This window comes from Streptomyces sp. NPDC058307, from assembly GCF_042880295.1.
Classification (GTDB): domain Bacteria; phylum Actinomycetota; class Actinomycetes; order Streptomycetales; family Streptomycetaceae; genus Streptomyces.
In genome coordinates, this window is sequence record NZ_JBHVYZ010000076.1 from 14,245 (window position 1) to 34,640 (window position 20,396).

Here is a 20,396-nt window from a genome sequence, read left to right on the forward strand (position 1 = left end):
CTGTTCTCCTACTCGGGGGTGACGTCCAGTGCGTGGCCGACGAGGGACAGGAGCGTTTCGATCACCGAGATCTTCCGCCGCGCGTCCATGATCATGACAGGTATGTGGGCTGGGATGGTCAAGGCCTCCCGCACGTCCTCCGGTTCGAAGCGGTCGCTGCCGTCGAAGTGGTTGACCGCGACGACGTAGGGCATCCCGCAGCCGTCGAAGTAGTCCAGCGCCGGGAAGCAGTCCTTCAACCGCCTGGTGTCCGCGAGGACGACCGCGCCGATCGCGCCGCGCACCAGGTCGTCCCACATGAACCAGAACCGCTCCTGGCCCGGCGTGCCGAAGAGGTACAGGACCAGGTCGTCGTCGAGCGTGATGCGGCCGTAGTCCATGGCCACGGTGGTGCTGACCTTCTCCGGGGTGCCGGTGAGGTCGTCGACCTGCTCGCTGGCCTCGGTCATCAGCGCCTCCGTCTGGAGGGGCTCGATCTCCGAGACGGTGCCGACGAGGGTGGTCTTGCCGACGCCGAAGCCGCCGGCCACGACTATCTTCGTGGCGATGGGGGCCCGGGTGCGGTCCGTCTGCCAGGACCTGAGGTTGCCGTCCGTCTCGACGTCGACGAACGGGGTGACGCCGAACGCCTGGGCGGCGGCGTCAGAGACGACGGAGTCCACTCAGCACCCTTTCCAGCAGAGCGCGGTCGGGACGGCCCGTACCGTGACCGGTCCCGGTGCCGTACACACGGATCTTTCCCTGGTCCGCGAGGTCGCTGAGGAGCACCCGGACCACGCCGAGCGGCATCTTCAGCAGCGCGGCGATCTCGGCCACCGTGCGCATCCGGCGGCACAGTTCGACGATGGCCCGCAGCTCCGGCATGACCGACCGCAGCCCGCCGTTGGTGAGCTCCTTGCGCTCCTCGGCGGCTTCGAGGGCCGCGGTGCTCGCCACGAAGGTCTCCACGAGCAGGACGTGGCCGAAGCGGGTCCGGCCGCCGGTGAGCGAGTACGGGCGTACCCGTGCGGCCTTGCGGTCGCCGCCGCGGACCGGGAGCCCGGGCCTGTTCGTCATCGGGCGCTCCCTGTCGCGTCGTTCTCCAGCGACTGCCGTAGCTCGCTGCGCAGTTCGGGGGTCAGGACGTGTCCGGCGCGGCCGACGAACAGGGCCATGTGGTACGCGACGACGCTCATGTCGCAGTCCGCGGAGCCGTGCACGCCGAGCAGCGAGCCGTCGCTGATCGACATCACGAACAGACTGCCCTCGTCCATCGCGATCATGGTGTGTTTCGTGGCGCCGAACTCCATGAGCTTCGCGGCGCCGAGGGTGAGGCTGCCGATGCCGGAGACGATGGTCGCGAGGTCGGCGGAGGAGCCGCGCGGTCCGGAGGGCCTCCCGTCCCGGGCCTCGCGTGCCTGCGCGTTCCGGTCGGCGTCGGAGGAGAGCAGGAGCAGGCCGTCGGAGGAGACCACGGCGACGGACTGGACGCCGGGGACCTCCTCCACGAGATTGGTCAGCAGGAAGTGGAGATTGCGGGCTTCACGACTCAGTCCGAAGGTACTGGGCGCGGTCAACTGCTTGCCTCCTCGGCTGTGCCCCCCGTGGCTTCTTCGGATGCGGTGCGTTGTGTGCGTGGTTCTGCGGTCGGCAGCTTGGTCTCGCCGGTCTGTTCCTTGATCTCCGCTGCCACGTCGCGGTGGCCGGCCTCCGCCCCCCGGTGGAAGCCGCCGAGCCTGCGGCGGAGTGCGTCGGCGTCCACGGACGCGTTGCGCCGGCGCGGGGCCGGGGTGGTGGGTGCGGTGATCCTGGGGGTGCGCTTGGGGAGGCCCTTGTCGGTGAGGGGCTCCTCGTCGGCGCGGGTGTGCTCGGTCTCGGCCTCGCCGTCGGCGGCCGTGGGTTCGGTGGCCGGCGGCTCGTCCGGTACGGGGTCGGGCTCTCCCTGTGCCGGTACCGGGGCCAGGAGTTCCATCGTCGTCTCGGCCGGGGACTCCGGCTCCGGCTCCGATTCCGACTCCGAGTCCCGTACGGCGTTCTCGGCCAGGGCCACCAGGGGGTCGCCGCCCTCCGAACGGCCGTTCAGGACGTTGGAGTTGACCTCGGCGTCCGCGCCGGGGAGGGAGAAGGAGTGGGTCGCGCCGGTGACCGGGCCGGTGCCGGAGGCCGGTACGGCGGACGCGGGCGCGGCGGCGAGCAGCGGCTTGGGGAGGACCACCACCGCGGCCACACCCCCCTGCTTCTGCTCCCGCAGCTGCACCCGGACGCCGTGCCGGTGGGCGAGGCGGGCCACGACGTACAGGCCGAGGCCGAGCCCCTCGTCGCCCTCGTCGCGCGACTCGTAGGCGGCCTCGGGATCGAAGTCGGCGAGGCGGGAGTTGAGGATGGTCATCCGCTCGGCCGTCATGCCGATGCCCTCGTCCTGCACGGAGAGCATGACCTCGCCGCTCTCCAGGAGCCAGCCGGAGACCTCCACGGGCAGGTCGGGCGGGGAGAACGAGGTGGCGTTCTCCATCAGTTCGGCCAGCAGGTGCGAGAGGTCGTCCGCGGCGAAGCCGGCCACGTGGGCGTGCGGGGGCAGGGCGGCGATACGGACGCGCTCGTAGCGCTCGATCTCGCTGACCGCGGCGCGGACCACGTCGACCAGCGGGACCGGACCGGCGCTCTGCTGGACGTGTTCGGTGCCGGCCAGGACGAGGAGGTTCTCGCTGTGGCGGCGCATGACCGTGGCGAAGTGGTCGAGCTTGAAGAGGGTCGCCAGGCGCTCCGGGTCCTGCTCGCGCTCCTCCAGGCCCTCGATGACGGCGAGTTGCCGCTCGACCAGGCCGAGGGTGCGCAGCGCCAGGCTGACGAAGGTGGCGCCGATGGTCGTGCGCAGCCGCTCCAGCTGAGCGGCGGACTCGGCGAGTTCCTCCTTCAGCTGCTCGCGGGCGTCCGCCATCTTCTGGCGCTGGCCGACCAGGTGCTTGCGGTCGGACTCCAGGGTGGCGATCCGCTCGGCGAGCGCGACGGCGTGCGCGTGCAGGGTGTTGACGGAGCGGACGACCTGGGCGAACTCGTCGTTGCGGCCGGTGAAGGAGACCGCTTCCTCGGTGGCGGGGTCCTCGGCCCCGGCGAGCCGGGCGGAGCCTCGGCGCAGCACGGACAGGGGCCGGGTGAGGGTGCGGGCCATGGCGGTGGTGATGCCGACGGCCAGCAGCATCAGGGCGCCGAGGATCGCGACCCGCAGCTCCAGCGCGGTGACGTCGTCGTCGCGCAGCTGTTCCAGCGCCTTGACCCGGCGGTCGAAGAGCGCGGACTCGGCGCCGCGCATGAGGTCGACGCGGGCGGACAGGGCCGCGTCGAGTTTGCCGGTGCTCGTGCCGAGGTCGCCGTCGGAGAGGGTGGGCTGGTCGGTGAGGGCGGCGAGGTACTTGTCGGCGGAGTTGACCTCGGGGCCGGTGACCGTGGAGTCGTAGCTCGCCTTGGCGGCGGCGGGCGCGGACTCCTGGAAGTCGGCGAGGGCCGCGTCGGAGCGCAGCCGGGCCTGCTGGGCGGCGGCCGCGAGCGCGTCGCGCTGCTCGGCGTCGGCCTTCGAGGAGACCTTCTCGGTGTTCGTCAGGCCGGTGATCGGGTCGTAGACGCTGCGGGTCGTCGTCGGCACGCTGAGCGCCGCGAGCAGCAGTCCGCGGGTGGCGGCGGCCTGCTGTACGGCGGAGTCCAGCTCGGCGAGGGAGTGGGCGCCGGAGCCGGCGCGGTCCGGCATCTTGTCCGCCAACTCCTCGGCGAGGCGGTGCAGTTCGGTGATGGCGGCGGAGTAGGCGTTGTGCGTCTGGAGGGCGGTGCTCGTGCCGGTGAGCGCGGAGCGCCGTACGGCGGCGATGTCGTCGAGGTCGGCGCGCAGGCCCGGGGACAGATCGCTGTCGGCGCGCAGTTCCCCGGCCTGGCGGTCGACGCGGGCGCTCGACTGCTCGCCCGGCGCCTTCGCCCTGGGCCGTCCGGCCGCGATGTAGGAGGTGACCTCGTCGCGTTCGTCGGCGAGCGCGTGGGCGAGGTCGAGGGCGTCCTGGGTCTGCTCGGCGAGCGTCACCAGGTCCTGGGAGTCGTGGAGGTCTTCGGAGGCGGTGACGAGGGAGGGGGCGCCGGCCCCGGCGATCGCGGCGGCCACGACGGCGGCGGCGAGAATCAGCCGGGTGCGGACGTGGGTGGGGCGGCCCTTGCCGACAGGGGTCTCGGGGGCGCCCGGCGTGGCGGAGGTGCGCTCCGCGCCGTTGCCGGAGGCCGTCTGCTTGCCTGTGCGACGAGGCCGCGTCTTCTGCACCGCTGCTCGCATTCCTGAACTCGTGATACCCATGGGCCCGGGGTGACGCTCCGTCAACTGGTGTGCACACCGGGGTACGGTTCCCGACCCTCCCAGCGCCGGTGGGCGGTGGTCGCGCATCGCCTGAGCCGCCACCCGAAGGAGTGAACCCCGGAGGGGAGTTGGCGGGCAAGTTCCCGCGGCACACGCACGGGCCCGGTGCGGCGGGCCGGTTGGACGCCGGCCAAGACCGATGGCAGGATTCGCCACCACGCGTGTCCGGGGGCAGCCATTCCACCCCAAACCTGGCGGCTGACCTGCGCAACTGCGTCAATTCCGGGATCGTTGCCATGCTTTGGCGAAGCATGTGAAGGGCTCGTGCAGACTGGCTGAATGCGTACGGAACTTGTCTCGGAACCCGGCGATGTCGATCGGCCCAACGAGGACTTCGCGAGCGTCGCGCTCCCCGCGTCCGGGCAGGGCGGCGTACTGATCGCACTCGACGGTGTCACTCCGCCCACCGGTCCGACCGGCTGTCTGCATTCCGTCCCCTGGTTCACGGCCCGGCTCGGCGGGGCACTGACCGAACTGGCCGTTTCGCTCATGGATGTTCCGCCGGCCGAGGTGCTGTCCCGCGCCCTCGCACGCACAGCTGAGACACATGGTGAAGGTTGTGACCTTTCTCACCCGCGTACGCCGCAGGCGACGGTGGTGATGGCGCGGTGGTCCCCGGAGTCGGTCGAGTACCTGGTCCTGTCGGACTCGGCACTCCTGGTGGAGGCACCCGACGGCACGGTCACGGCGGTACTGGACGACCGCCTCTCCCGCCTCCCCCGCGCCTCCCTGGCCACGGACGCGCTGATCGACGCCCACCTGCGCAACAAGGAGGGCGGCTTCTTCACGGCGGCGGCGGATCCGTCGGTGGCGGGGCGCGCGGTGACGGGGGTGCTGCCGCGGTCGTCGGTACGCACCCTGCTGGCGCTGACGGACGGGGCGGCCCGGTGGGTGGAGAAGTTCCACGAGGGCGGCTGGGGGGACTGCTTCACCTTCGTCCGGAAGGAGGGGGCCCAGGCTCTGGTGGACCGCGTACGGGAGCTTGAGCGCGCGGACGCGGAGGCCCGGACACACCTCGGCCGCAGCAAGACCCACGACGACGCGTCGGTGGTGTACGCGGAGTTGTGAGCCGGCAGACGGCACGGCTGGAACTGCGTTCCGGCGAACGGCGGGGAGCCGGGCCTTGTCGGCCCGCACCGGCGGTCGCGGTGCGCCGGTGACCGGGTGGCCCCGAGCCCTGAGCGGTCGAGGACACGGCCAGGACTCGTGTCCCACCGCGCGGCGCGGGAACCCCGGCCGTGTCGGCCCGCACGGGCGGCCGCCGATCGGTTCCGTGACCTGGTCACGCCGAGTCCTGGACGGCCGGGTACGGCCTGCGGGCGTCGACTGGGCACCGATACGGCGGCCGCCGGGGCGGAGTGGACCGCTGTGCGGTGCCCTCGACGGTGTCGACCGGTGACCGGCACGGCGGAGCAGGCCGCCGCGCGGTGCACCTGACGATGCCAACCGGGCGCCACAACGCACACCCGGTCGGAGTAGACCACAGCACCCGGCGCACTCCACGACGTCAGCCCAGCACCACCACGGACGCCCGACCGGAACGGAACCGCACGGCACACCACCACGGACGCCCGGTCGGAGCGGACCACCGCACGGCCTGCTTCGCGGCACCAGCACCACGGACGCCCGCTACCTCGCTCGGTGGAACGTCACCCCGTGTGGCCCCCGTGGGGGGCTACTTCTCCATCCCCCGGTTCAGCTGGTGCAGCAGTCGCGCCAGTTCGGTCACCTCTTTGGAGTCCCAGTGCGCCAGGCTTCCCGCGTACCGGGCCCGGCGTGCGTCGCGGACCCGTTGGACACGGGAGCGGCCCTCCTGCGTGAGGTCGACCAGCCAGGCACGGCCGTCCGCCGGGTCCGGCGCGCGGGCGACCAGGCCCAGGTCCTCCAGGGCACGCAGCTGACGGGACATCGTGGCCTTGCCGACACCGATGTAGGCGGCCAGCTCGGTGGCGCGCTGGCGGCCGCATTCATCCAGACGGACCAGCAGTCCGTAAGCCGCCGACTCCAGGTCGGGGTGGACCTCGCGGGCCATCTCCCCCTGGTTGGCCCGGGCGCGGCGCAGCAGGACGGTCAACTCACGTTCCAGCGCCAGGAATCCGGGCTTGTCCACACCGCTCGGCGCCACGTCGGCCCCGCCCGGGACACCGCCGCCGTTTTCCTCTTCGTGCACGTCAGCCCCTGCCTTGTATTTCCCGGCCGTGAAAGGTCCGCCAGATTGCGACATCACCGCAGCCCCGTAAGTATTTCGCAGGGCTGGACCAACGGCAGCCGCCGGTCCCACTTCCCGACCCGTCGTCCCCGTACGGAGCGTCTCCAGAGAGGTGACTGGCATGCCCACGTCATCCCCAAAGGTCACTCAGTCATGTCCCACCGAGCATCACCGAGCCCCCGGAGGCACGCCATGCCCGTGCGCAGACCCGAACAGATACGTCCCCGACGCCTCTACCTCATAGCTCTCCTGCTCACCGCGCTCTCCCCGCTCCTCGCGGCTCCCGCCCCGGCCGCGGAAGCCCCCGATGCCACCGCCACCCCGGCCCGCGGCGACGCCCACATGGGCATGGGCGTTGTGGCGCACGACGGCCAGGACGGCCTGCCCGCCGGCACCCGGGGCACCCAGACGGAGGGGGTCGACGTCGCCAGCTATCAGGGCAACGTCGCCTGGCCGACCCTGTGGAACAGCGGCGTCCGGTGGGCGTACACCAAGGCGAGCGAGGGGACGTACTACACGAACCCCTCCTTCTCCCAGCAGTACACCGGCGCCCACGGCGTCGGGATGATCCGCGGGGCCTACCACTTCGCCACCCCGGACACCACGGGCGGCGCGACACAGGCCGACTACTTCGTCGACCACGGCGGCGACTGGTCCAAGGACGGCAGGACCCTGCCCGGGGTGCTCGACATCGAGTGGAACCCGTACGGCGACTCCTGCTTCGACAAGTCGCCGAGCGCGATGGTCACCTGGATCCGCGACTTCCTGAACCAGTACAGGGCGCGCACCGGCCGGCAGGCCGTCATCTACACCGCCACCAGCTGGTGGAACCAGTGCACCGGCAACTACGCCGGCTTCTCCGCCACCCCGCTGTGGATCGCCCACTACGCCTCGACCGCCGGCACCCTCCCGGCCGGCTGGAGCACGTACACCATGTGGCAGTACACCTCCACCGGCCCCACGGTCGGCGACCACGACCGCTTCAACGGCGCCCCGGACCGCGTACAGGCGCTGGCCAACGGCTGACCCGCCCCGGGTACGGCGAAGGCCCGGGCCTCCCTCACGAGAACCCGGGCCTCCACCTCATCCGGCACCGGCACACCGAGCCCGCTGACGGGCTACGGCGTCACGCCGCCACCGGGACCTCCGGCGCGACCCCGTTCACAGCCGGGGACAGCGCCAGCTCCAGGACCTGGCGGACGTCGGTGACGGCGTGGACGTCGAGCTTGTCCAGCACCTCCGCCGGGACGTCGTCCAGGTCGGCCTCGTTGCGCTTGGGGATGATGACGGTGCTGACCCCGGCGCGGTGCGCGGCGAGCAGCTTCTGCTTCACGCCGCCGATCGGCAGGACCCGCCCGGTCAGCGAGACCTCGCCCGTCATGGCCACGTCCGTGCGGACGAGGCGGCCGGAGAGCAGCGAGGCCAGCGCCGTCGTCATGGTGACGCCCGCGCTCGGGCCGTCCTTGGGGACCGCGCCCGCCGGGAAGTGGATGTGCACGCCCCGGTCCTTCAGGTCGCCGACCGGCAGTTCGAGCTCCGCGCCGTGCGAGCGCAGGAAGCTCAGCGCGATCTGCGCGCTCTCCTTCATCACATCCCCGAGCTGGCCGGTCAGCGTCAGACCCGCCGCGCCCGTCTCCGGGTCGGCCAGCGATGCCTCGACGAACAGCACGTCCCCGCCCGCTCCGGTGACCGCGAGTCCGGTGGCGACACCGGGGACCGCGGTACGGCGCTCCGCCGGGTCCTGGGCCGACTCGGGCACGTGGTGCGGCCGGCCGATCAGACCGCGCAGCTCCTCGTCCGTGACGGTGAAGGGGAGCTGTCGCTCGCCGAGTTCGTGCTGGGCCGCCACCTTGCGCAACAGCCTCGCGATCGACCGCTCCAGGGTGCGGACGCCCGCCTCGCGGGTGTACTCGCCGGCGAGCTTGCGCAGGGCGCTCTCGTCGATGACGACCTCGTCCTTCTCCAGCCCCGCTCGCTCCAGCTGACGCGGAAGCAGGTGGTCACGGGCGATGACGATCTTCTCGTCCTCGGTGTACCCGTCGAGCCGGACCAGCTCCATCCGGTCGAGCAGCGCCTCCGGGATCGCCTCCAGCACGTTGGCCGTGGCGAGGAAGACGACGTCCGACAGGTCGAGTTCGACCTCCAGGTAGTGGTCACGGAAGGTGTGGTTCTGCGCCGGGTCCAGGACCTCCAGGAGGGCCGCCGCGGGGTCGCCGCGGAAGTCGGAGCCCACCTTGTCGATCTCGTCGAGCAGGACGACCGGGTTCATCGACCCCGCCTCCTTGATCGCCCGCACGATCCGGCCGGGCAGCGCGCCGACGTACGTCCGCCGGTGGCCCCGGATCTCCGCCTCGTCCCGGACACCGCCGAGGGCGACGCGGACGAACTTGCGGCCCATGGCGTGCGCGACGGACTCGCCGAGCGAGGTCTTGCCGACACCGGGCGGGCCCACCAGGGCGAGCACGGCACCGCCGCGCCTGCCGCCGACGACCCCGAGACCCCGCTCGTTACGGCGCTTGCGCACCGCCAGGTACTCGGTGATCCGCTCCTTCACGTCCTCCAGGCCCGCGTGCTCGGCGTCGAGGATCTGCTTGGCGCCCTGGATGTCGTACGCGTCCTCGGTCCGTTCGTTCCACGGCAGTTCGAGGACCGTGTCCAGCCAGGTGCGGATCCAGGAGCCCTCCGGGGACTGGTCGGAGGACCGCTCCAGCTTGTCGACCTCCTTGAGGGCGGCTTCCCGCACCTTCTCGGGCAGGTCGGCGGCCTCCACGCGGGCGCGGTAGTCGTCGGACTCCTCGCCCTCCTGCTCGCCGTTGAGGTCGCGCAGTTCCTTGCGCACGGCTTCCAGCTGACGGCGGAGCAGGAACTCCCGCTGCTGCTTGTCGACGCCCTCCTGGACGTCCTTGGCGATGGTCTCGGCGACATCCTGCTCGGCGAGGTGGTCGCGCAGCTGCTGGGTGGCGAGCTTGAGGCGGGCGACCGGGTCGGCCGTCTCCAGCAGTTCGACCTTCTGCTCGGTGGTCAGGAAGGGCGAGTAACCGGAGTTGTCGGCGAGGGTGGAGACGTCGTCGATGGCCTGCACCCGGTCGACGACCTGCCAGGCGCCGCGCTTGCGCAGCCAGGCGGTGGCGAGTGCCTTGTACTCCTTGACCAGTTCGGTCGCGTGGCCGGGCAGCGGGTCGGGGACGGTCTGGTCGACCGTGGTCCCCTCGACCCACAGGGCGGCGCCCGGGCCGGTGGTCCCCGCACCGATCTTCACCCTGCTGCGGCCGCGGATGAGCGCGCCCGGGTCGCCGTCGGCCAGCCGGCCGACCTGCTCGACGGTGCCGAGCACACCGGTGCTCGCGTACGTCCCGTCGATGCGTGGCACCAGCAGGACCTTCGGCTTTCCGGGTTCCGAGCGGGCGGCGGCCTGGGCGGCCTCGACCGCGGCGCGTACGTCGGTGTCGTTCAGGTCCAGCGGAACCACCATTCCGGGCAGCACGACCTCGTCGTCGAGCGGCAGCACGGGCAGGGTGAGCGGTGTGGACGTCGAAGCCATGATCTCCCCTTAGGCAGTCAAGTTGAGCTATGCCGACTCAATGCCCAGGGGCCGTCGAATGTTCCCCACCCGTCCGCCTGTTCGCTGTCGGCGATCACGGCTGCCGGAATCAATCGTTCCGGACCTATGGTCATGCCGTAATAGACAGGCCAGTCAAGAGACCATTACAGGGGACGTGGTGGACGGAGTCGTGCAGGCGTGGGTGACCGGTTGGGCCGTGTCCCGCGGGGCGGCGGCTCCGGAGCGTGAGCCGTGGGGTTTCACCATCGACGTGGGGCAGCTCGCGCACGTGTCGCGGCACGTCTTCGACGCGCTGGGCGACGGCGTGGACGAGGAGGCCGTACGCAAGGTGGCGGGCTCGGTCACGGGGGCCGGGGTGTGGCTCAAGGTGTTCCAGGACCCGGAGGTGGTCGGGGGCTGGCTCGGCGAGGGCTGGTGGGTGGATCCCGAACCCGGCTTCCTCATGACGGTCCCCCTGACCGCGCCGGCCGAACGGCCCGCCGCCCCCGACGGGTACCGGATGCGCACCTGGACCGTCGGCGGCGTCACGCGCATGCTCGTCGCCGCGCCCGACGGTTCCCTCGCGGCGCGCGGCCAGGTCGCCCCGACCGGCGTCACCGCCGTCTTCGACCAGATCGTGACCGTGGCCGCCCATCGGCGCCGGGGGCTGGGCAGCGTCGTCATGCGCACGCTCCAGGCCGTGGCGGCCGCCACGGGGGCCGAGACCGGCGTGCTGGCGGGGACGCCCGCGGGCCGGGGCCTGTACGAGTCTCTGGGCTGGCATGTGCAAGCTCCGCTCACCAGTGCGAAGTTCGTCGGACCGGACGCCGGCTGACCGTCCGTCAACGCCCGCGGGAAACCCGGAGACGGCAGCGGACAGCCTCTGCCATGCTCCGGTGGTTCCCGCCGGCGGCATGACGGACAACGCCCGGCGGGTACTGGCTCTTCCCGACGGCCCGGAACACTCCGGCCCTGGCGCCCGACCCTGCCGCCGGAGCCGGCCAAGGACGAGGCGCGCGTCTCGGGCGGACGCGGGAGCGGTGGGAGAGAGACGGCGACGGTGTGGGAGCTTGCGCGGGAGAACGGGGGGCGAGGGCGGGCGTCCTGACGAGCACCGGCATGGCAGTCGAAGCCGCCGTCGGCCGGCCGACCGGGCGCTGCACGATGTCGACCTGCACCGTCTCGCTCTCTGCCACGTCGTGGCAGACGAGGCTTCTGGCGGAGCGATGAGAGGTCCGGCAGGACCAGCAGTTCCCGACGCGCGGGGCGACGACCAGAACGACCGAGAGACGACCGAGACGACCGAGAGACGACCGAGACGACCGAGAGACGACCGAGACGACCGGGAGAACGAACGACCAGGACCACCCCAGGCATACACCCCCTCCTCTCCGCCTACGACGACCAGATGCGCGGTGCTCCCCCGACCCCGCCCACAGGGGTGACGTACGAGCAGGACGGGCCGCTGCTGCGGATCGTCGGTCAGTTCCGCGGGTTCGTGAGCGGGCCGCGCGACCTCGGCGTGCAGGACGACGCGCTCGACGAACTCATCGCACGCCAACGTGACTTCTTCGCGGCGCGCGGTGAGGCCGTCGAGTGGAAGACCCGCTCCCACGACACCCCGGCCGACCTCACCGACCGACTGAGCGCGGCCGGTTTCGTCCCCGAGGAGCGGGAGACCGTACTGGTCGGCCGGGCCGCGGAGATGGCCGTACGACAGCCCCTGCTGCCGGAAGGCGTCACCGTGCGCCGCGTCACGGCGGATGCCGACATGCACCGGATCGCCGCGATGGAGTCGGTGGTGTGGGGCGAGGACCGGAGCTGGCTCGCCGACGACCTGATCGGCCGGATCGCCACCGCGCCGGACGACATCGCGGTGTACGTCGCCGAGGCGGACGGCGAAGTGGTGTGCGCGGCCTGGCTGGCGTTCCGCCCCGGCACCGAGTTCGCGAGCCTGTGGGGCGGTTCCACGCTCGCCGAGTGGCGGGGCCAGGGCATCTACCGTGCCCTGGTCGCCGTACGCGCCGCTCTCGCCGTCGCGCGGGGAGTCACCTGTCTCCATGTGGACGCGTCGGACGACAGCGCGCCCATCCTGCGCCGGCTCGGCTTCCACGGGGTGACCACGACTACGCCGTACGTCTGGACCCCGCCGGCCCGCTGACCCGTCGATGGCGCCGCAGCAGCGGCCAGGTCGCGACACCGATCACCAGGGCGATCGGGTGGCCCCAGTCGGTCAGCGGGTCGGTGAACGCGATCAGGTCGGTCAGCAGCAGCCAGCCGAAGAGGGCGAGCAACGGCCAGCGCAGCCATGGCCGGAGCAGTCCCGCCAGCGCGCCGAGGCTCGCGGCCACGCCGAAGCTGACGCCGTAGTCGAGGCGGTGCAGCGAACTGGCGGGCAGGTGCCCGGCCAGGACCGCGAGGCCTGTGGGGACCTCCGTGGCCAGGGTCGCCCCGAAATGGCCGAGCAGGAAGACGCCGGCCGTGCGCACCCCGCCGATCCGCCTCTCCAGCGCGGTGAGGACGAACAGCAGGGCGAGGGCGTACGGCGAGAGGATCCCGCCCGCGATCCACAGCGCGCTGGCCATCAGCACCAGTACGGGCATCCGCACGAGGTGCGCGACATCGGTGCTGGAGCCCTGGTGCAGGGTGTGCACGAGGGTGGGGTCCAGGTGCGCGGCGGCCAGGGACGGCGGTCAGGACGGCGCCGTAGACGAAGGTGAACGGTGTCCCGGTGGGAGTGGGGAGCAGCCGTGCAAGACGGGGGGCGCGGAACCGGGTGTCCGGGACGACCGGTGTCACCGGGGGCGCTGAGGCACTCCGTTCCCGCTGCCGGGGCAGCCCGTCGAGGAGCGCGGCCGCCTCCGGGAAGCACGCGTCCGGGGCCGGTGCTTCCGGTGCGGGCGGGCCGGAAGGGGCTGGGGGCACGGTCCGTTCCAAGGTGAACTGCTCCTTCCGTCCCGCCCCACCCTTCGCGCCCCACCCACCCGCTGTCTGTGACCGACGCCACCCCGGCCCCGATTCACAGGGACTTCTCAAGGAGCCCCGGCCCGGTCGCCGCACCTGCCACGATGGGCGGATGCCCACCTCGTACGACATTCCCGAAGTCCTGGACCGTCGCGAGGGCCCGTACGGAGAAGTCGTCCTGCGGCGCCACGGCGAGTTGCTCCAGATCATCGCCAACGGCTGCTTCCTGATGGACACCTCCGACGGGCGCTCGGAGCGGATGCTCGTCGACGCCGCGCTCGCCGCGCTGGACGACCGCCCGGATCCACACGTCCTCATCGGCGGCCTCGGCGTCGGCTTCTCGCTCGCACACGCGGTCGCGAACCCCCGGTGGGGCCGGATCACGGTCGTCGAGCGGGAACCCGCGATCATCGACTGGCACCGCGCGGGCCCGCTCTCGGCACTCACGGCGAAGGCGCTCGCCGATCCCCGGACGAACATTCTGAAAACGGATCTGGTCGGATTCGTCAATGAGACATGCGCCACTTTTGACGCGCTGTGCCTCGACATCGACAACGGTCCCGACTGGACGGTCACGGAGAGCAACGGCGGACTCTACGCGCGTACCGGACTCACAAGCTGCGCAAGGGTGCTGAAGCCGGGCGGGGTACTGGCCGTGTGGTCCGCGAAACCCTCTCCGGAATTTGAGCAATCACTGGCAAATGCCGGGTTCCAACAGGTACGTACCGAGGAGATCCCCGTTGCCCGGGGCGTACCCGACGTCGTCCACCTCGGCGTCCGACCTGGATAGCAAAGGTGTGACGGCTCCCCGTACTCTGCTTCCCTACGCCGATCATTCAAGCGTCAATCGCAGTCATGCGCAGACAAGGAATCACCCCACATGGTTCCGGAAAGCACTCCCCAGGGGCGGGCGATGGAGCAGACACACACCTCCCACAACGGTTCGACGGCCACTCCCGGCGCCCAGCGCCGGGTCCTGGTCGTCGAGGACGATCCGACGATCGTCGACGCCATCGCGACCCGCCTGCGCGCCGAGGGATTCCTCGTGCAAACGGCGGTGGACGGTCCGTCAGCGGTCGACACGGCCGAGGCCTGGCAGCCGGACCTGCTGATCCTCGACATCATGCTGCCCGGCTTCGACGGTCTGGAGGTCTGCCGCCGCGTGCAGGCCGCCCGTCCGGTGCCGGTGCTCATGCTGACGGCCCGTGACGACGAGACCGACATGCTGGTCGGACTGGGCGTCGGCGCCGACGACTACATGACCAAGCCGTTCTCGATGCGTGAGCTGGCCGCGCGCGTGCACGTCCTGCTGCGGCGCGTCGAGCGGGCCGCGCTGGCCGCCACGACTCCGCGCTCCGGCATCCTCCGGCTCGGCGAGCTGGAGATCGACCACGCGCAGCGCCGGGTGCGGGTGCGCTCGGAGGACGTGCACCTGACGCCCACCGAGTTCGACCTCCTGGTGTGCCTGGCGAACACCCCGCGCGCGGTGCTCTCCCGTGAGCAGCTGCTCGCCGAGGTGTGGGACTGGGCGGACGCCTCCGGCACCCGGACCGTCGACAGCCACATCAAGGCCCTGCGCCGGAAGATCGGCGCCGAGCGGATCCGCACGGTGCACGGCGTGGGCTACGCCCTGGAGACGCCGACGCCATGAGCGAGGGTCCGGCCGGCCGGAGAAACCCCAGGGAACCCTGGGGCGGGGTGAGCCCCTTCTCGATCAAGACCAAGCTGGGCGCCCTGGTCGTCATCGCGGTCCTCATCACCACCGGGCTGATGATGATCGCGATGCGCACAGCCACCGAGCTGCGCTTCATCACGGTCTTCTCGATGATCGCCACACTGCTGATTACGCAGTTCGTGGCGCATTCGCTCACCGCTCCCCTGGACGACATGAACGCGGTCGCCCGGTCCATCTCGCACGGCGACTACACCCGCCGGGTCCGCGAGAACCGCCGGGACGAGCTGGGCGACCTGGCCCAGACGATCAACCGCATGGCGGACGACCTGGAGGCCCAGGAACGCCAGCGCAAGGAACTTGTGGCAAATGTCTCCCACGAGCTGCGCACACCCATCGCGGGCCTGCGTGCCGTGCTGGAGAACATCGTCGACGGGGTCACCGAGGCCGACCCCGAGACCATGCGCACGGCCCTGAAGCAGACCGAGCGGCTGGGCCGGCTGGTGGAGACGCTGCTGGACCTGTCCCGCCTGGACAACGGCGTCGTACCGCTGAAGAAGCGCCGGTTCGAGGTGTGGCCGTATCTCTCGGGCGTGCTGAAGGAGGCCAACATGGTCGCCACCGCGCGCGCGGGCATCGCCTCCGGATCCGGCAGCCACACGCGCAACGACGTCCATCTGCACCTCGACGTCTCGCCGCCCGAGCTGACCGCGCACGCCGATCCCGAGCGCATCCACCAGGTCGTCGCCAACCTGATCGACAACGCGGTCAAGCACAGCCCGGCCCACGGACGGGTGACGGTCAAGGCGCGGCGCGGGGCGCTGCCCGAGTCGCTCGAGCTGGAGATCCTCGACGAGGGCCCCGGCATTCCGCGCTCGGAGTGGCACCGCGTCTTCGAGCGGTTCAACCGCGGTCAGGTCATGCGGCCGCACGGTCCGGGCAGCGACGGCGGCACCGGGCTCGGGCTCGCGATCGCCCGCTGGGCGGTGGATCTGCACGGCGGCCGGATCGGAGTGGCCGAATCCGAGCGGGGTTGCCGGATCCTTGTCACCCTTCCGGGACTTCCCTCTCTGCCAAGTTGACGTAAAGTTCGAAGCGGAGCCACAAGATCCACCTCTGTTCCGCGCTGACGGACACGTGTGATCAGGCAGCGGGCCGCGCGGCAGTCGCGCAGAGCCCCGCTCGGTGCTTCCCTCGTGCGGACGCACGTACCGGAACCACGCTTGTTTCCCGCCATTTCCACCCGTGAAACGCGCTGTTCGATGTGACTTACACGACGATGGACGGGCCCGGCCTGACCTTCGCGGTCTTGGGGGCGTAGCCTTTATTCCCGCTGTCCATCACCTTGTGAGAAGCGGAAGAGGGCGGTTGCCGCCGTGTCGCCACAGTCCCCCAGTAACTCGAGCATCTCGACCGACGCAGACCAAGCGGGCAAGAACCCCGCTGCCGCGTTCGGGCCGAACGAGTGGCTCGTCGACGAGATCTATCAGCAGTACCTCCAGGACCCGAATTCAGTAGACCGTGCCTGGTGGGACTTCTTCGCCGACTACAAGTCGGGGGGTGCCGCCCCGGCTGCGGCGGGTACCGCGGCCGCGGGGGCCGCGGAGACCACCACCGCTCCGTCCGCCGCCCCGGCTCCCAGCGCCCCGGCCCAGGCCGCCGCGCCGGCTCAGGCCGCTGCTCCGGTCGCCAAGCCCGCCGCCGCGGCTCCGGCCCCGGCCAAGGCCGCCGCGCCTGCCGCCGCTCCGGCGCAGGCCGCTCCGGCCGCCAAGCCGGCGGCTGCGAAGCCGGCCGCCGAGGCCGCCTCCGCGGAGGGCCCGGAGTTCGTGACCCTGCGCGGTCCCGCCGCCGCGGTCGCGAAGAACATGAACGCCTCCCTGGAGCTGCCCACGGCCACGTCCGTGCGCGCGGTCCCGGTGAAGCTGCTCTTCGACAACCGCATCGTCATCAACAACCACCTCAAGCGCGCCCGGGGCGGGAAGATCTCCTTCACGCACCTGATCGGCTACGCGATGGTGCAGGCCATCAAGGCCATGCCGTCGATGAACTGGCACTACGCGGAGAAGGACGGGAAGCCCACCCTCGTCAAGCCGCCGCACGTCAACTTCGGCCTCGCCATCGACCTGGTGAAGCCCAACGGCGACCGCCAGCTGGTCGTCGCGGGCATCAAGAAGGCCGAGACGCTGAACTTCTTCGAGTTCTGGCAGGCCTACGAGGACATCGTCCGCCGCGCCCGCGACGGCAAGCTGACGATGGACGACTTCACCGGTGTCACGGTCTCCCTGACGAACCCGGGCGGCCTCGGCACGGTCCACTCCGTGCCGCGTCTGATGCCCGGACAGTCGGTCATCATGGGCGTCGGCTCGATGGACTACCCGGCGGAGTTCCAGGGCACCTCCCAGGACACCCTGAACAAGCTCGGCATCTCGAAGGTCATGACGCTCACGTCGACCTACGACCACCGGGTCATCCAGGGCGCCGCCTCCGGCGAGTTCCTGCGCGTCGTCGCCAACTACCTCCTGGGCGAGAACGGCTTCTACGACGAGATCTTCGAGGCGCTGCGCATCCCCTACGAGCCGGTCCGCTGGCTCAAGGACATCGACGCCTCGCACGACGACGACGTCACGAAGGCCGCGCGCGTCTTCGAGCTGATCCACTCCTACCGGGTCCGCGGCCACGTCATGGCCGACACCGACCCGCTGGAGTACCGCCAGCGCAAGCACCCCGACCTGGACATCACCGAGCACGGCCTCACCCTGTGGGACCTGGAGCGCGAGTTCGCGGTCGGCGGCTTCGCCGGCAAGTCCCTGATGAAGCTGCGCGACATCCTCGGCGTGCTGCGCGACTCGTACTGCCGCACCACCGGCGTCGAGTTCATGCACATCCAGGACCCGAAGCAGCGCCGCTGGATCCAGGACCGCATCGAGCGCTCGCACACCAAGCCCGAGCGCGAGGAGCAGCTGCGCATCCTGCGCCGGCTGAACGCCGCGGAGGCCTTCGAGACCTTCCTGCAGACGAAGTACGTCGGCCAGAAGCGCTTCTCCCTGGAGGGCGGCGAGTCCGTCATCCCGCTGCTCGACGCGGTGCTGGACTCGGCCGCCGAGTCCCGTCTGGACGAGGTCGTCATCGGCATGGCCCACCGCGGCCGGCTGAACGTCCTGGCGAACATCGTCGGCAAGTCGTACGCGCAGATCTTCCGCGAGTTCGAGGGCAACCTCGACCCGAAGTCGATGCACGGCTCCGGCGACGTGAAGTACCACCTGGGCGCCGAGGGCACCTTCACCGGTCTGGACGGCGAGCAGATCAAGGTCTCGCTGGCCGCGAACCCCTCCCACCTGGAGACGGTCGACCCGGTCATCGAGGGCATCGTCCGCGCCAAGCAGGACATCATCAACAAGGGCGGCACGGACTTCACGGTCCTGCCGGTCGCCCTGCACGGTGACGCGGCCTTCGCGGGCCAGGGCGTGGTGGCCGAGACCCTGAACATGTCGCAGCTGCGGGGTTACCGCACCGGCGGCACGGTCCACATCGTCATCAACAACCAGGTCGGCTTCACGGCGGCTCCCGAGTCCTCGCGTTCCTCGATGTACGCCACGGACGTGGCCCGCATGATCGAGGCCCCGATCTTCCACGTGAACGGCGACGACCCGGAGGCCGTGGTCCGCGTCGCGCGCCTGGCCTTCGAGTTCCGCCAGGCGTTCAACAAGGACGTGGTGATCGACCTCATCTGCTACCGCCGCCGCGGTCACAACGAGTCGGACAACCCGGCCTTCACCCAGCCGCTGATGTACGACCTGATCGACAAGAAGCGCTCGGTGCGCAAGCTCTACACCGAGTCCCTCATCGGTCGCGGCGACATCACCCTGGAAGAGGCCGAGCAGGCGCTGCAGGACTACCAGGGCCAGCTGGAGAAGGTCTTCACCGAGGTCCGCGAGGCCGCCACGGCCCAGCCGGCCGCCGGTCCCGTCTCCGACCCGCGGGCCGAGTTCCCGGTCGCCGTGAACACCGCGATCTCCGCGGAGGTCGTGAAGCGGATCGCCGAGTCCCAGGTCAACATCCCCGACACCTTCAACGTCCACCCGCGTCTGCTGCCGCAGCTGCAGCGCCGGGCGTCGATGGTCGAGGACGGCACGATCGACTGGGGCATGGGCGAGACGCTGGCTGTCGGCTCCCTGCTCCTGGAGGGCACGCCGGTCCGCCTCTCCGGCCAGGACTCCCAGCGCGGCACCTTCGGCCAGCGCCACGCGGTCCTCATCGACCGGGAGACGGGCGAGGAGCACACTCCGCTCCAGTACCTCAACGAGGACCAGGCCCGCTACAACGTCTACAACTCCCTGCTGTCCGAGTACGCGGTCATGGGCTTCGAGTACGGCTACTCGCTGGCCCGGCCCGACGCGCTCGTGCTGTGGGAGGCGCAGTTCGGCGACTTCGTCAACGGCGCGCAGACGATCGTCGACGAGTACATCTCGGCGGCGGAGCAGAAGTGGGGCCAGACGTCCGGCGTCACCCTGCTCCTCCCCCACGGCTACGAGGGCCAGGGCCCGGACCACTCGTCCGCGCGCGTGGAGCGCTTCCTCCAGCTGTGCGCCCAGAACAACATGACGGTCGCGATGCCGACCCTGCCGTCGAACTACTTCCACCTCCTGCGGTGGCAGGTGCACAACCCGCACCACAAGCCGCTGGTGGTCTTCACCCCGAAGTCGATGCTGCGCCTGAAGGCCGCCGCGTCGAAGACGGAGGAGTTCACGACGGGTCAGTTCCGCCCGGTCATCGGCGACACGTCCGTGGACGCGGCCGCGGTCCGCAGGGTCGTCTTCGTGGCGGGCAAGCTGTACTACGACCTGGAGGCCGAGCGTCAGAAGCGCGGCATCACGGACACGGCGATCATCCGCATCGAGCGCCTGTACCCGCTGCCGGGCGCCGAGCTCCAGGCGGAGATCGCCAAGTACCCGAACGCCGAGAAGTACCTGTGGGCCCAGGAGGAGCCGGCGAACCAGGGCGCCTGGCCCTTCATCGCCCTCAACCTGATCGACCACCTGGACCTGGCGGTCGGCGCCGAGGTTCCGCACGGCGAGCGGCTGCGGCGGATCTCCCGCCCGCACAGCTCGTCCCCGGCCGTCGGTTCCGCCAAGCGGCACCAGGCGGAGCAGGAGCAGCTGGTGCGCGAGGTGTTCGACGCGTAACCCCTGTCCGGGGCCGTACGTGACCGGGCCGCATCCCTCTTCCGAGGGGTGCGGCCCGGCCGTTTGAGCGCACTTATCCTTGACGGCATGTACTTCACGGACCGTGGCATCGAGGAACTGGAGAAGCGGCGCGGTGAGGAGGAGGTCACCTTCGAGTGGCTCGCCGAGCAACTGCGAACCTTCGTCGACCTCAATCCCGACTTCGAGGTACCGGTGGAACGACTGGCCACGTGGCTGGCCCGCCTCGACGATGAGGACGACGACTAGCCCCTACGGCACGCCGTCTGAGGACCACCTCGCAGACGCCCCGCGTTCCGTGCGGGCGGTCGGGCGCGGGGATCCGGCATGGACGTCAGTCGCGGGGTGCCAGGTCGTACGACACCCCGAACGCGCCAGGCGCCCACAGCAGCGCCCCCGCCGTGAGCCAGCCCCCGCTGCGGTGTCGTAGGCCCCAGGCG

15 protein-coding genes and 1 pseudogene are annotated in these 20,396 nt (G+C 71.0%); 9 read left to right on the forward strand and 7 right to left on the reverse strand.

From position 1 onward, the window contains the following. Positions 1-8 precede the first annotated feature (8 nt). Genes ACFVYN_RS35740 through ACFVYN_RS35755 form a run of 4 tightly spaced genes read right to left on the reverse strand, consistent with a single transcriptional unit; the run spans position 9 to position 4,276 of the window. Positions 9-662, reverse strand: a complete 654-nt coding sequence (locus tag ACFVYN_RS35740) for an ATP/GTP-binding protein (RefSeq protein ID WP_390006223.1) — start codon at positions 660-662, stop codon at positions 9-11. Further along, positions 643-1,056, reverse strand: coding sequence for a DUF742 domain-containing protein (locus ACFVYN_RS35745; protein ID WP_390006224.1), 414 nt, complete (start codon positions 1,054-1,056; stop codon positions 643-645). The genes ACFVYN_RS35740 and ACFVYN_RS35745 overlap by 20 nt, the downstream gene beginning before the upstream one ends. After that, positions 1,053-1,556, reverse strand: a complete 504-nt coding sequence (locus ACFVYN_RS35750) for a roadblock/LC7 domain-containing protein (protein ID WP_390006225.1) — start codon at positions 1,554-1,556, stop codon at positions 1,053-1,055. Before ACFVYN_RS35750 ends, ACFVYN_RS35745 begins: the two co-directional genes overlap by 4 nt. Beyond that, positions 1,553-4,276, reverse strand: coding sequence for a nitrate- and nitrite sensing domain-containing protein (locus ACFVYN_RS35755; protein ID WP_390006227.1), 2,724 nt, complete (start codon positions 4,274-4,276; stop codon positions 1,553-1,555). Before ACFVYN_RS35755 ends, ACFVYN_RS35750 begins: the two co-directional genes overlap by 4 nt. Before the next feature lie 372 nt (positions 4,277-4,648). Here ACFVYN_RS35755 and ACFVYN_RS35760 point away from each other — a divergent pair, with 372 nt between their 5' ends. Then, positions 4,649-5,437: a hypothetical protein gene (locus ACFVYN_RS35760; protein WP_390006229.1), complete on the forward strand. Its 789-nt coding sequence runs from the start codon at positions 4,649-4,651 to the stop codon at positions 5,435-5,437. Positions 5,438-6,044: 607 nt separating this feature from the next. On the opposite strand, the gene ACFVYN_RS35765 is transcribed toward ACFVYN_RS35760, so the two are convergent. Next, positions 6,045-6,539, reverse strand: a complete 495-nt coding sequence (locus ACFVYN_RS35765) for a MarR family winged helix-turn-helix transcriptional regulator (RefSeq protein ID WP_390006230.1) — start codon at positions 6,537-6,539, stop codon at positions 6,045-6,047. Between the two features lie 231 nt (positions 6,540-6,770). Between ACFVYN_RS35765 and ACFVYN_RS35770 the strand changes: the two genes are divergently transcribed. Then, positions 6,771-7,604 (forward strand): lysozyme, encoded by an 834-nt coding sequence (locus tag ACFVYN_RS35770; protein WP_390006231.1) that lies wholly within the window; start codon positions 6,771-6,773, stop codon positions 7,602-7,604. Positions 7,605-7,704: 100 nt separating this feature from the next. On the opposite strand, the gene lon is transcribed toward ACFVYN_RS35770, so the two are convergent. Then, positions 7,705-10,119, reverse strand: a complete 2,415-nt coding sequence (gene lon, locus ACFVYN_RS35775) for an endopeptidase La (RefSeq protein ID WP_390006232.1) — start codon at positions 10,117-10,119, stop codon at positions 7,705-7,707. A gap of 178 nt (positions 10,120-10,297) precedes the next feature. On the opposite strand from lon, the gene ACFVYN_RS35780 reads away from it, so the two are divergent. Next, complete coding sequence (locus ACFVYN_RS35780; RefSeq protein WP_390006249.1) at positions 10,298-10,954, forward strand: GNAT family N-acetyltransferase; 657 nt, start codon at positions 10,298-10,300, stop codon at positions 10,952-10,954. A gap of 573 nt (positions 10,955-11,527) precedes the next feature. Further along, positions 11,528-12,280, forward strand: coding sequence for a GNAT family N-acetyltransferase (locus ACFVYN_RS35785; protein WP_390006233.1), 753 nt, complete (start codon positions 11,528-11,530; stop codon positions 12,278-12,280). On the opposite strand, the pseudogene ACFVYN_RS35790 reads toward ACFVYN_RS35785, so the two are convergent. Beyond that, a pseudogene (locus ACFVYN_RS35790) lies at positions 12,246-13,056 on the reverse strand (rhomboid-like protein). The gene ACFVYN_RS35785 and the pseudogene ACFVYN_RS35790 overlap by 35 nt on opposite strands. Positions 13,057-13,195: 139 nt before the next feature. Here ACFVYN_RS35790 and ACFVYN_RS35795 point away from each other — a divergent pair. The 5 genes from ACFVYN_RS35795 (at position 13,196) to ACFVYN_RS35815 (ending at position 20,205) form a co-directional block, all read left to right on the forward strand. Then, complete coding sequence (locus tag ACFVYN_RS35795) at positions 13,196-13,873, forward strand: spermidine synthase (protein ID WP_390006234.1); 678 nt, start codon at positions 13,196-13,198, stop codon at positions 13,871-13,873. 123 nt (positions 13,874-13,996) lie between these two features. Next, the gene (locus tag ACFVYN_RS35800; protein ID WP_352390195.1) at positions 13,997-14,734 is read left to right on the forward strand and encodes a response regulator transcription factor; all 738 of its coding nucleotides are present in this window, start codon (positions 13,997-13,999) and stop codon (positions 14,732-14,734) included. Beyond that, positions 14,731-15,837, forward strand: a complete 1,107-nt coding sequence (locus ACFVYN_RS35805; RefSeq protein ID WP_390006236.1) for an ATP-binding protein — start codon at positions 14,731-14,733, stop codon at positions 15,835-15,837. Before ACFVYN_RS35800 ends, ACFVYN_RS35805 begins: the two co-directional genes overlap by 4 nt. Positions 15,838-16,131: 294 nt before the next feature. Further along, positions 16,132-19,938, forward strand: a complete 3,807-nt coding sequence (locus ACFVYN_RS35810) for a multifunctional oxoglutarate decarboxylase/oxoglutarate dehydrogenase thiamine pyrophosphate-binding subunit/dihydrolipoyllysine-residue succinyltransferase subunit (RefSeq protein WP_390006238.1) — start codon at positions 16,132-16,134, stop codon at positions 19,936-19,938. Between the two features lie 87 nt (positions 19,939-20,025). Then, positions 20,026-20,205 carry a DUF6104 family protein gene (locus tag ACFVYN_RS35815; RefSeq protein ID WP_030049542.1) on the forward strand — a complete coding sequence of 60 codons (180 nt, stop codon included), beginning with the start codon at positions 20,026-20,028 and terminating at the stop codon, positions 20,203-20,205. Positions 20,206-20,396: the final 191 nt, after the last annotated feature.

Excerpts from the sequence above, each read along its gene's own strand:
- ACFVYN_RS35745 (WP_390006224.1), bottom strand. The coding sequence starts at position 1,056 with ATGACGAACAGGCCCGGGCTCCCGGTCCGCGGCGGCGACCGCAAGGCC.
- ACFVYN_RS35760 (WP_390006229.1), top strand. The coding sequence starts at position 4,649 with ATGCGTACGGAACTTGTCTCGGAACCCGGCGATGTCGATCGGCCCAAC.
- ACFVYN_RS35770 (WP_390006231.1), top strand. The coding sequence starts at position 6,771 with ATGCCCGTGCGCAGACCCGAACAGATACGTCCCCGACGCCTCTACCTC.
- lon (WP_390006232.1), bottom strand. The coding sequence starts at position 10,119 with ATGGCTTCGACGTCCACACCGCTCACCCTGCCCGTGCTGCCGCTCGAC.
- ACFVYN_RS35785 (WP_390006233.1), top strand. The coding sequence starts at position 11,528 with ATGCGCGGTGCTCCCCCGACCCCGCCCACAGGGGTGACGTACGAGCAG.
- ACFVYN_RS35795 (WP_390006234.1), top strand. The coding sequence starts at position 13,196 with ATGCCCACCTCGTACGACATTCCCGAAGTCCTGGACCGTCGCGAGGGC.
- ACFVYN_RS35800 (WP_352390195.1), top strand. The coding sequence starts at position 13,997 with ATGGAGCAGACACACACCTCCCACAACGGTTCGACGGCCACTCCCGGC.
- ACFVYN_RS35805 (WP_390006236.1), top strand. The coding sequence starts at position 14,731 with ATGAGCGAGGGTCCGGCCGGCCGGAGAAACCCCAGGGAACCCTGGGGC.
- ACFVYN_RS35815 (WP_030049542.1), top strand. The coding sequence starts at position 20,026 with ATGTACTTCACGGACCGTGGCATCGAGGAACTGGAGAAGCGGCGCGGT.